The 12,162-nt window shown below is 55.3% G+C and carries 8 protein-coding genes; 3 read left to right on the forward strand and 5 right to left on the reverse strand.

What is annotated here, in order from left to right; genetic code table 11:
* Positions 1-34 precede the first annotated feature (34 nt).
* The 4 genes from proY to phoB form a co-directional block, all read right to left on the reverse strand.
* Entirely contained in the window at positions 35-1,405 is a 1,371-nt protein-coding gene (gene proY, locus QEN32_RS16525) for a proline-specific permease ProY (protein WP_001537837.1), read from the reverse strand.
* Between the two features lie 74 nt (positions 1,406-1,479).
* Positions 1,480-2,799 carry a branched-chain amino acid transporter carrier protein BrnQ gene (gene brnQ / locus QEN32_RS16530; RefSeq protein ID WP_000149625.1) on the reverse strand — a complete coding sequence of 440 codons (1,320 nt, stop codon included), beginning with the start codon at positions 2,797-2,799 and terminating at the stop codon, positions 1,480-1,482.
* Positions 2,800-3,207: 408 nt separating this feature from the next.
* Positions 3,208-4,503, reverse strand: coding sequence for a phosphate regulon sensor histidine kinase PhoR (gene phoR, locus QEN32_RS16535; protein WP_000893642.1), 1,296 nt, complete (start codon positions 4,501-4,503; stop codon positions 3,208-3,210).
* Positions 4,504-4,572: 69 nt separating this feature from the next.
* Complete coding sequence (gene phoB / locus QEN32_RS16540) at positions 4,573-5,262, reverse strand: phosphate response regulator transcription factor PhoB (protein WP_000113918.1); 690 nt, start codon at positions 5,260-5,262, stop codon at positions 4,573-4,575.
* A 214-nt stretch (positions 5,263-5,476) separates the two neighbouring features.
* Between phoB and sbcD the strand changes: the two genes are divergently transcribed.
* The 3 genes from sbcD to araJ all read left to right on the forward strand — a co-directional run bounded on the left by sbcD (position 5,477) and on the right by araJ (position 11,161).
* Positions 5,477-6,679, forward strand: a complete 1,203-nt coding sequence (gene sbcD, locus QEN32_RS16545; RefSeq protein ID WP_265321877.1) for an exonuclease subunit SbcD — start codon at positions 5,477-5,479, stop codon at positions 6,677-6,679.
* Positions 6,676-9,816 (forward strand): exonuclease subunit SbcC, encoded by a 3,141-nt coding sequence (gene sbcC, locus QEN32_RS16550; RefSeq protein ID WP_197391349.1) that lies wholly within the window; start codon positions 6,676-6,678, stop codon positions 9,814-9,816. Before sbcD ends, sbcC begins: the two co-directional genes overlap by 4 nt.
* A gap of 172 nt (positions 9,817-9,988) precedes the next feature.
* Positions 9,989-11,161 (forward strand): MFS transporter AraJ, encoded by a 1,173-nt coding sequence (araJ, locus tag QEN32_RS16555; RefSeq protein ID WP_133322963.1) that lies wholly within the window; start codon positions 9,989-9,991, stop codon positions 11,159-11,161.
* Positions 11,162-11,182: 21 nt separating this feature from the next.
* Here the strand turns inward: araJ and mak are convergent, their stop codons facing one another.
* Complete coding sequence (mak, locus tag QEN32_RS16560) at positions 11,183-12,091, reverse strand: fructokinase (RefSeq protein WP_001219270.1); 909 nt, start codon at positions 12,089-12,091, stop codon at positions 11,183-11,185.
* Between the last annotated feature and the right edge of the window lie 71 nt (positions 12,092-12,162).

The following is a 12,162-nucleotide window of genomic DNA, read 5'->3' on the forward strand; positions in this document are numbered from 1 at the left end:
TTGCCTGCAGACCGGATAAGGCAGAGAAAAACGACTACGCCTGCGCCAATTGACGGTCGCGACGGCGTTTAAACATCCAGCCAATCAACAGCAGAACTATCCAGGCAAAGCCCACGTACAGTGAGATGCGGGTATCCGGATGGTAGCCGATAAGCGCAATAATGAAGACCAGGAAAATCAGGCCCGCTATTGTCGTTACGACACCGCCCGGCACCTTAAACTTCAGCGCTTTTACCTCTTCCGGCGGTAAACGACGACGGAAGGCGATTTGCGACAGCAGGATCATAATCCATACCCATACCGTGGCAAACGTCGCCAGCGAAGCAATCACCAGGAAGACGTTTTCCGGCATGATGTAGTTCAGGTAAACCGCAAACAGCAGCGCAATCGTCATCACCAGCACAGTGACCCACGGAATACCACGGCGTGACGTTTTGGCAAAGACTTTCGGCGCGCTCCCCTGCTCCGCCATACCATGCAGCATACGGCCTACGCCAAACACATCGGAGTTGATAGCGGAAAGCGAGGCGGTCAATACCACAAAGTTCAGAATGCTGGCGGCAAAGGTAATCCCCATATGCTGGAACGTCAGCACAAATGGGCTGCCGTTTGTGCCGACCTGATTCCACGGATAGATAGACATAATGACGAACAGCGTGCCGACATAAAATACCAGGATACGCATCGGTACTGAGTTAATGGCGCGCGGAATGGATTTCTCCGGGTCTTTCGCTTCCCCGGCGGTGATACCGATAATCTCAATCCCGCCATAAGCGAACATCACCATTTGCAGCGACATGATCATTCCCAGCCAGCCATTGCTGAAGAAGCCGCCGTTGCTCCACAGGTTATGAATGCCGGTCGGCTGCCCGCCGTTGCCAATTCCCCACACAATGATGCCGATACCCGCAACAATCATGATAATAATGGTGGCGACTTTGAAGAAGGAGAACCAAAACTCCAGCTCGCCGAACACCTTGACGCTCATCAGGTTGATGGCGCAAATGATCAGCACCACGCTAAGCACCCAAATCCAGTGCGGCACGGCGGGGAACCAGACTCCCATGTAAATGCCGAACGCGGTCACGTCGGCAATGGCGACGATCAAGATCTCAAAACAGTAGGTCCAGCCGGTAATGTAGCCCGCAAGCGGGCCGAGGTTTTCCTGCGCATAGCGCGAAAATGAGCTGGCGGCAGGGTTGTGAACGGACATTTCCCCCAATGCGCGCATAATGATATATGCCGCGACCCCGCCAATAATATAGGCCAACAGCACGCTCGGCCCCGCCATTTTGATGGCGTCCGCCGAGCCGTAAAACAGGCCGGTGCCGATTGCCGAACCTAATGCCATAAAGCGAATGTGCCGGGTGCTCAGCCCACGCTTTAGCTTATTATTGCTTTCCATCAATTTCTGACCTATCAACACAATAAAAAACCACGGGGCGTTAAGCCCCGTGGTGTACACATATGTCAGCGATTTTAGTGAGCGCTGGAGGTCACCTGCCGACCCGCCGCGCGATCCCAGATAATCGCCAGGATCACCATCACCACCGTTGGCATCAACCACGCCAGTCCCTGTTCCGCCAGCGGTAAACGCTGACTCCAGGCTGGCAGCATATCGCCAAAGGCAGATGCTTTGATGCCGTCAAGGATACCAAAAAGCAGACTGATAAACATGGCCGGCGCGATGATACGGGTGGAATTATGCCACCATGAGCGGGTAAAACTTAATACAACCAGTGCGATACACGGCGGATAGATAGCCGTCAGCACCGGAATGGAGATTTGAATCAGATGGCTCAGTCCAAGGTTTGACACCACCATAGAGAAGCCGCCGAGAATAAAGACCAGCGTGCGGTAAGACAGCGGAATATACTGCGCGAAAAACTCAGCGCAGGCGCAGGTCAGCCCCACCGCCGTCACCAGACACGCGATAAAGATCAGCGCCGCCAGCAGGAAGCTTCCCGCGCCGCCAAAGGTATGCTGAACGTAGGCATGAAGAATTGCCGCGCCGTTCGCTGACTGATCGACCAGCGTCGCGCTATCAGAACCTAAGCGGAACAAGGCAAGGTAAAGCAGCGTCAGCCCCACACCCGCCATCAGGCCGGCCCAGACCGTGTAACGCGTCAACAGGCGCGCTTCGGTCACGCCGCGAGAACGCGCCGCGTTCACAATAACGATACCAAACACCATCGCGCCAAGCGTATCCATCGTCAGATAGCCGTTCACAAATCCGTTAGAAAAGGCCGCATTCTGATAAGCGTCCAGGGCGTTGCTGATTGGACCGGCAGGCCAAACGATAGCCGCGACGGAAAGGATGACCAGCGCAATAATTTTCAACGGCGCCAGGAAATTCCCCACCGTATCCAGCAGCTTACCCGGATAGAGGGAAACCAGAATAACGATAGCGAAATAGACCACGCTGTAAATCAGCAACGGCATTGCAGAATCGCCGGTCAACGGAGCGATACCGACCTCAAACGACACCGTCGCGGTACGCGGCGTCGCAAATAACGGCCCGACGGCCAGATAGCAAACGGTCGCCAGCAGGAGTCCCGCCACTTTGCCAATCGGCGTACTGAGGCTGTCTACGCCGCCGCCGACTTTCGCCAGCGCCACAACAGTAAGAACCGGTAGCCCTACGGCGGTAATCAGAAAGCCAATAGCGGCTGTCCAGACGTGTTCACCCGCCTGCAAACCGACCATAGGAGGAAAGATAATATTGCCTGCGCCAACGAACAGCGCAAATGTCATAAAGCCCAGGGCGATGATATCGCGCGATTTTAACTGATGGGTCATAAAGTCTTACTGCCTGTGGATGGTGATGTTGTAAACATTAAAATTTTTGCCTTTCCCGGAGGATTATAAAGCGGCGTTTTTTATCAATTTCAGCGGGAAAAACTCCCGGACCGATGCGGCGAAGAATTGTTTTTCGATTTACCGCGCAAATGCAGTCGTAATGACAGCACCTGAAGCGCAATTTAAACGCTTATAACGTTTTAAAGCAAGGTGGGATCTAAAAACCAGATGAATATAGCGATATGAAATTTACAACCAGAATAAAACACCATTCTCATGAAAAAGTTATGGCTAATCATGCGAACAAAAAATCACCAAACGTTGAATGTTTCAACGAGCCCGTCTTAACTGCAAAGAAAATAAGCCAGCATCCGCTGGCTTATGGAAAGTTATACTTACGAAAGGCAATTAATCGCTATTTTTGGCAATTAAACGTTCCGGCAGCACAAAGCTAAATCGCGTTCCTTTGCCAGGCGAACTGTCGATTTCAAGGCGGCTTTCATGGTGATTCAACGCATGTTTCACAATCGCCAATCCCAGGCCGCTGCCGCCCGTTTGCCGCGAACGCGCTTTATCGACGCGGTAGAAGCGTTCGGTCAGACGAGGAATATGCTCGGCAGCAATCCCCGGACCGTTATCTTGAATGCAAAATTCAGCGCCATGCGCGGCACGTCGCCAGCTCACCGTAATATGCGTTCCCGCCGGCGTATGGTTTACCGCGTTATACACCAGGTTTGAGATCGCGCTACGTAGCTGCTCTTCATTGCCCAGAACGCTAAGACTATCGTCGACCTCAAACGTAAAGGTATGTTTCTGCTGGCTGAGCGTCTGCGCTTCACGCTCCACGACCCGCAGCATCATTGGTACATCCACTTTTTCATTTAATAACAGCGCCGGGGCCGCCTCAATTTTAGACAGCGTAAGCAGTTGTTTTACCAGCCCTTCCATACGATACGTTTGCTCGCGCATCGTATGCAGCGCTTTCTCTCGCGTCGCCCCCTCCAGCGCCTGTTCCTGCATCATTTCCAGATAGCCTTGCAATACCGTCAAGGGCGTACGCAACTCATGGCTGACGTTGGCGAAAAAGTTACGTCTGGCGCCTTCAAGCTGATGCATTTGCGTCACATCGCGCGCCACCATCAGGAGTTGTTTATCGGTATAAGGCATGACGCGGATCTCCAGATGCCGTCCGGTATTGAGCACCAAATGAAGCGGACGGGTGAAATCACGCGTTTTTAAATACTGGGTAAACTCCGGATAACGCAGTAGATTGAGAATATTCTGCCCGTTGTCATCCGGCCAGCGTAGCCCCAGTATCTGTTGCGCCAAACCGTTACACCAAAAAATGCCGCCCTCTTCTGTGGTCAGTACCACGGCATCAGGCAGCGACTCCGCGCCACTGCGAAAACGTTTAATCAGGTTCCCCAGCTCGCGGCGACGCTTCTTATTTCGCAACTGCATCTGGTGTAAACCGTATAACAGCGGTTCCCAACTTCCCCGTCCCGGCGGCGGCGTCATACTTCTGTCGACCCAAAGCCACCAGGAGAGGCGTAACAAATTCCAGAAATGCCAGACAAGCAGTCCCGTCACCGCCGCCAGTAAAAACCACGGCAGATAACCAAAAAAAGCGCTAAGGATAAGCGCGGGGATGCAACAGAGCACCAGCTCCAGCACCAGCCTTTTCCATGACAGCCGTTCCAGCACGCGTCATACTCCCTCAAGAATGGAAAGCCTTCTCCGCCAGAAACCTGTGTTCTACTGGCGGAAAAGGCATTAAAAGCGGGTCGAAAAACGATACCCTGTCCCGCGTACCGTTTGCACCATCCGGTCGTGGCCGCTGTGCTCCAGCGCCTTACGCAAACGGCGAATATGCACGTCGACCGTCCGGTCTTCAACGTACACATTGGTGCCCCAGACATGATTGAGTAGCTGTTCGCGGCTGTAAACCCGTTCCGGGTGCGTCATAAAGAAATGGAGTAATTTAAATTCGGTCGGCCCCATATCCAGCGGGCTGTCGCCGGTCATCACGCGGTGAGAGCCGGGATCAAGGCTCAGTCCCTGCATCTCGATCACCTCTTCAACCGCCATCGGCGAGATGCGCCGCATAACGGCTTTAATGCGCGCCACCAACTCTTTGGGGGAAAACGGCTTGGTAATGTAATCGTCAGCGCCGGTTTCCAGCCCGCGCACACGATCTTCTTCCTCACCTCTCGCGGTCAGCATAACCACCGGAATATCCCGGGTCAGGGCTTCACGTTTGAGATGTTTAATAAACTGTAACCCTGACCCACCGGGCAACATCCAGTCAAGAAGGATGAGATCCGGCCAGGGTTCATTAAGTTTATTCACCGCACTGTCATAATCTTCGGCTTCTACGGGCTGAAAGCCATTTTGTTCGAGCACGAAGCACACCATTTCACGGATCGGCGCCTCATCTTCTACGACCAGAATACGTCTCGCCATAATTTGCCCTGTTAGTCGTTAGTTATCAATGCCGCGCCATTATGCGTCAGATTTATGACAGATTTATGAAAAAAAAAGGCGGCATTGATAGCATGTTGATGATTTATGACACCGGTGAAACCGTGCATTACCGTGTACCGGCGGTAAATTGCGCCCAAAAATGGAGGGGATGACGTGTATAATCCCGTTCACGCTTTTTTTGCATGGAACAATTATGCGCATCCTCCACACCTCTGACTGGCATCTGGGACAAAACTTCTACAGTAAAAGCCGCGCCGCGGAGCATCAGGCTTTTCTGGACTGGCTGCAGGAGACCGCGCAGGCCCATCAGGTGGATGCCATTATTGTCGCTGGCGATATTTTTGATACCGGTTCGCCGCCAAGCTATGCCCGAGAACTTTATAACCGTTTCGTCGTTAATTTACAGCAAACGGGCTGTCATCTGGTGGTGCTGGCCGGTAATCATGATTCCGTCGCCACGCTAAACGAATCGCGCGACATTCTGGCGTTTCTCAATACAACCGTGATCGCCAGCGCGGGCTATGCGCCGCGGCTACTTCATCGTCGCGACGGTTCTCCGGGCGCCGTACTGTGCCCCATTCCCTTTTTGCGCCCGCGCGACATTCTTACCAGTCAGGCGGGATTATCCGGCAGCGAGAAACAGCAGCAACTTCTTCATGCGATTGCCGATTATTATCAACAGCAGTATCAGGAAGCGTGCCTGCTACGCGGCGAACGAAAGCTGCCGGTTATCGCGACGGGACATTTAACCACCGTCGGCGCCAGCAAAAGCGATGCGGTTCGCGACATTTATATCGGTACGCTGGATGCCTTTCCGGCGCAGCATTTCCCCCCAGCGGATTATATCGCATTAGGACACATTCACCGCGCGCAATGTGTCGGCGGCACGGAGCATATCCGCTATTGCGGCTCGCCCATCGCCCTCAGCTTTGATGAGTGCGGCAAAAGCAAATGCGTGCATCTGGTGACCTTCGACCAGGGGAAATGGCAAAGCACCGAAAGTCTGGCTGTCCCCGTGACTCAACCGTTGGCGGTTTTAAAAGGCGACCTGGCATCAATTACCGAACAGCTTGAGCAGTGGCGCGGCGTTGAGCAATCGCCCCCCGTCTGGCTGGATATTGAAATCACCACCGATGACTATCTGCACAATATCCAACGCAGAATACAGACGCTAACGGAGTCGCTACCCGTAGAGGTATTACTGGTGCGCCGTAGCCGCGAACAGCGCGAGCGCTCGCTGGCGAACGAACGGCGGGAAACATTAAGCGAGCTTAGCGTGGAGGAGGTTTTTGCGCGGCGTCTGGCGCTGGAAGCGTTAGATCCCCCGCAGCGCGAGCGCCTGAATCAGCTCTTTTCCAGCACGCTCTACGCGTTGAATGAGGAGCATGAGGCATGAAAATTCTCAGTTTGCGTCTGAAAAACCTGAACTCGCTGAAAGGAGAATGGAAGGTCGATTTTACCGCCGAACCGTTTGCCAGTAACGGGTTATTCGCCATTACCGGCCCGACCGGCGCGGGAAAAACCACCTTGCTTGACGCCATCTGCCTGGCGCTGTACCACGAAACGCCGCGCCTGAATACGGTATCGCAGTCGCAAAACGATTTGATGACGCGCGATACGGCGGAATGTCTGGCCGAAGTGGAGTTCGAGGTAAAAGGCGAAGCCTGGCGCGCGTTCTGGAGCCAGAACCGAGCCCGAAATCAGCCTGACGGCAATCTCCAGGCCCCACGCGTGGAGCTGGCGCGGTGTTCAGACGGAAAGATCTTTGCCGATAAGGTAAAGGATAAACTGGAGATGATCGCCACGTTGACCGGGCTGGACTACGGGCGCTTCACCCGTTCGATGTTGTTATCGCAGGGGCAGTTCGCCGCCTTTCTTAATGCCAAAGCGAAAGAGCGCGCAGAGCTTCTGGAGGAGCTCACCGGCACTGAGATTTACGGGCAGATCTCCGCACAGGTATTTGAAAAACATAAATCAGCCCGTCTCGAACTGGAAAAGTTACAAGCGCAGGCCAGCGGCGTCGCCCTATTGGCGGACGAACAGTTACAGCAACTGGAAGCTAGTTTGCAGGCGCTTACTGACGAAGAGAAACGCCTGCTGGCCGACCAGCAGGTACAGCAGCAGCACCTTCACTGGCTGACCCGAAAAAACGAGCTCCACACTGAATTACACGCCCGGCAGCAGGCGCTGTACGCAGCGCAAGAGGCGCGAGAAAAAGCGCAGCCGCAGCTCGCGGCGCTGACTCTGGCGCAACCTGCTCGCCAGTTGCGCCCGCACTGGGAGCGCATTCAGGAACAAACCCGCGCCGTTGAGCGTGTTCGCCAGCACAGTGATGAAGTGAATGCTCGCTTACAAAGCGCGTATCGCCTGCGCCAGCGTATCCGCGCCTGCGCGCATCGACAATTCACGCAACTGAACGCCACAGGGCAGCGGTTGAAGACATGGCTGGCGGAACACGACGGCATCCGCGTCTGGCGCAGCGAACTGGCGGGGTGGCGAGCATTATTAACACAACAATCCCACGATCGGGCGCAACTGAGCCAATGGCAACAGCAGTTGCTGAGCGATACGCGTCAGCGTGATGCGCTACCGCCGCTCACGCTCGACCTCACGCCACAGGCGCTGGCGGAAGCCAGGGCATTGCATACCCGACAGCGTCCGCTACGCCATCGTCTCGCCGCGCTTCAGGGGCAAATTGTCCCGAAACAAAAGCGTCAGGCGCAGCTACAGGCAGCTATCGCACGTCATCATCAGGAACAGGCGCAATACACCCAACGTCTGGCGGATAAGCGTTTGAGTTATAAGACTAAAGCGCAGGAGCTTGCGGACGTTCGCACTATTTGCGAGCAGGAGGCGCGCATCAAAGATCTGGAAAGCCAGCGGGCGCACTTACAGTCCGGCCAGCCGTGTCCGCTTTGCGGCTCGACGACGCACCCCGCCATCGCCGCCTATCAGGCGCTGGAACTGAGCGCGAATCAAACCCGCCGCGACGCGCTGGAAAAAGAGGTCAAAACGCTGGCGGAAGAAGGCGCCGCGCTGCGAGGACAGTTAGATGCCTTAACGCAACAATTACAGCGGGATGAAAGCGAGGCGCAGTCGTTGTTGCAGGAGGAGCAAGCGCTTACTGAGGAATGGCAAACGCTGTGCGCTACGCTGGGCGTTCAGCTCCAGCCGCAAGAAGACCTCGCGGGCTGGCTGGCCGCCGCGGAAGAGCATGAGCAACAGTTGGATCAGCTCAGCCAGCGTCATGCTCTACAAACGCAAATCGCGGCGCATACTGAACAGGTAGCGCGCTTTACCGCGCAGATTGCGCAGCGTCAGGCGTCGCTGACGGCTGATTTGGCGCAGTATACGCTTTCCCTTCCTGCGCCAGAAGACGAGGCTTCGTGGCTGAATGAGCGCGCCGACGAAGCGAAAATATGGCAACAGCGTCAGACTGAGTTCGCGGATTTGCAAACGCAGATCGACAGGCTTGCCCCGTTGCTGGAGACGCTACCGCAAACGGATACCGCGGATTCCGACGACGACGTGCCGCTGGATAACTGGCGGCAGGCGCATGATGAGTGCGTGTCATTACAAAGCCAGTTGCAAACCCTGCAGGAACAGACGACGCAGGAGCAGCAGCGCGCCGCCGAGGCGATAGCGCACTTTGATGCGGCGTTAAAAAATAGCCCGTTTGACAGCCAGGCAACGTTCCTGGCGGCGTTGCTGGATGAAGAGACCGTGACCCGTCTGGAAAAACAACAACAAACGCTGGAAAGTCAGCTACAACAAGCGAAGGCGTTAAGCGCGCAGTCCGCGCAGGCGCTGGCTGACCATCAGCAACAGCCGCCCGCCGGTCTGGACCCAACGTGTACGGCGGAGCAGCTCGCGCAGCGGCTGGCGCAGTTGGCGCAACAACTGCGTGAAAACACGACACGCCAGGGGGAAATCCGCCAGCAAATTAAACAGGATGCAGATAATCGGCAGCGCCAACGGGCGCTGATGGCGGAAATGAAACACGCCTCTCAGCAAGTGGAAGACTGGGGCTATCTCAATGCGCTGATCGGCTCTAAAGAAGGTGATAAGTTCCGCAAATTCGCCCAGGGACTGACGCTGGATAATCTGGTCTGGCTGGCGAATCATCAGCTCACCCGCCTGCATGGCCGCTATTTATTGCAGCGCAAAGCCAGCGACGCGCTGGAACTGGAGGTTGTCGATACCTGGCAGGCCGACGCCGTGCGCGATACGCGAACGTTATCAGGCGGCGAAAGCTTCCTGGTCAGCCTGGCGCTGGCGCTGGCGTTATCAGATTTGGTCAGCCATAAAACGCGCATTGATTCTTTGTTCCTCGACGAAGGCTTCGGCACGCTTGATAGCGAAACGCTGGACGCCGCGCTGGATGCGCTCGACGCGCTGAATGCCAGCGGGAAGACCATCGGTGTGATTAGCCATGTGGAAGCCATGAAAGAACGTATCCCCGTGCAGATAAAAGTGAAAAAAATCAATGGGCTTGGTTATAGCAAACTGGACAAAGCGTTTGCTGTGGAGTAACCCGAGTGTCATCCTGCGCACAGCATACTGTCATGACATAGCATAATAATGAATACACAAAGACGGATAAGGAATGGTATTACCTCGCGCTTATCCGCAAGCTATACGTTGATTGGCTGTGACAATTCACAGCCACAGCGCGCAACATGCGCCTTTATTTTCGGCAGGTGGTATGAAAAAAGTTATTTTTTCTTTGGCGCTGGGTACGTTCGGACTGGGGATGGCCGAGTTTGGCATTATGGGCGTGCTGACGGAGCTGGCACGCGATGTCGGGATAACAATTCCCGCCGCCGGGCATATGATCTCGTTTTACGCCTTCGGCGTCGTGCTGGGCGCGCCTGTTATGGCGCTCTTTTCCAGCCGCTTTTCGCTTAAACATATACTGCTGTTTCTGGTCACGCTGTGCGTGATGGGCAATGCCATATTTACCTTTTCCTCGTCATATCTGATGCTCGCCGTCGGCAGACTGGTTTCCGGCTTTCCGCACGGCGCCTTTTTTGGCGTCGGCGCCATTGTCCTGTCAAAGATTATCCGCCCCGGGAAAGTCACCGCCGCCGTCGCGGGTATGGTTTCAGGGATGACGGTGGCGAATCTGGTGGGCATTCCGGTCGGCACTTACCTGAGCCAGGAATTTAGCTGGCGCTACACCTTTTTATTGATCGCGGTTTTCAACATCGCCGTGCTCACCGCGATTTTCTTCTGGGTGCCGGATATCCGTGACAAAGCCCAAGGCAGCCTGCGCGAGCAGTTCCACTTCTTGCGTAGCCCCGCGCCGTGGCTCATTTTCGCCGCCACGATGTTCGGCAATGCGGGCGTTTTTGCCTGGTTCAGCTATATCAAGCCATTTATGATGTACATCTCCGGTTTTTCGGAGACGAGCATGACGTTTATTATGATGCTGGTCGGGCTGGGGATGGTGTTAGGCAATCTGTTAAGCGGCAAACTCTCCGGCAGATATACGCCGCTGCGCATCGCGGTAGTGACTGACCTCGTTATCGTGCTCTCTCTCATGGCGCTCTTTTTCTTCAGCGGATACAAAACGACATCGCTGACTTTCGCGTTTATCTGCTGCGCTGGTCTGTTTGCGCTCTCTGCGCCGCTGCAAATCCTGCTGCTGCAAAACGCCAAAGGCGGCGAACTGCTGGGCGCGGCGGGAGGGCAAATCGCGTTTAATCTCGGTAGCGCGATTGGCGCCTGGTGCGGCGGGCTGATGCTGACACTAGGTTTTGCGTACCACTACGTGGCGCTTCCCGCCGCCCTGCTCTCGTTTTCCGCCATGTCGTCGTTGCTGGTATACGGACGTCTAAAACACAAGCAGCTATCGGTCACGCCGGTTGCCGGATGACGCGCCATCCGGCTAAAAACGTTACGCCAGCGGCCACAGCCAGGCCGCGCCGCGCACGCCGCTTGAATCGCCATGCCGCGCCTTACGTACCGGCGTCTCGCACTCGCCGCCAAAAACAAACGATTTCATCAGCGACGGAACCGTCTTGTACAGGCGCTCAACATTGCTCATACCGCCGCCCAGCACAATGACATCCGGATCCAGAATATTTACGACATGAGATAATGCTTTCGCCAGCCGTAGCTCATAACGGCTTAACGCCAGTTCCGCCACGGCGTCCTGCGCGTCGACCAGACGAATAATCTCATCGCCTTTTAGCGCTTTACCGCTCAAACGCTGGTAATCCGTGGCAAATCCCGTACCGGAAATAAAGGTTTCGATACAGCCTTGTTTACCGCAATAACAGGGAATTTCTTCGCGGTAACGCAACTCATCGTCATCCATCCACGGCAACGGATTGTGGCCCCATTCACCTGCCGTACCGTTGCCGCCGATGTGCGCCCGGCCATTTAGCGCTACGCCCGCGCCGCACCCGGTACCGATAATCACCGCAAATACCGTTTGCGCCCCCGCCGCCGCGCCATCCACCGCCTCTGATACCGCCAGGCAATTGGCATCGTTGGCTAACCGCACTTCACGCTTCAGACGACGGCTCACATCGCTATCGAACGGCTGGCCGTTAAGCCACGTAGAGTTAGCGTTTTTTACCACGCCGGTGTAAGGCGAGAGAGAACCGGGAATGCCAATGCCAACGCTACCGGTCTGGCCGGTCGCCTGTTCCGCCATGTCGACCAGCGTAGCGATGGTTTCTATCGTTTGCTGATAATCCTCCCGCGGCGTAGGCAGACGATGGCGAAACCGCTGCTCTCCTGCATCATCAAGCGCAATGACTTCCGTTTTTGTGCCGCCTAAATCGATACCAATACGCACATACCGCTCCTCATTTTTTGGGAATATCAACAGGGTAGAATTCACCGTTCTGATTGGCAATGCAAGCCTGC

It is taken from the genome of Salmonella sp. SA14318 (genome assembly GCF_029866905.1).
In the GTDB taxonomy this organism is placed as follows: domain Bacteria; phylum Pseudomonadota; class Gammaproteobacteria; order Enterobacterales; family Enterobacteriaceae; genus Salmonella; species Salmonella enterica.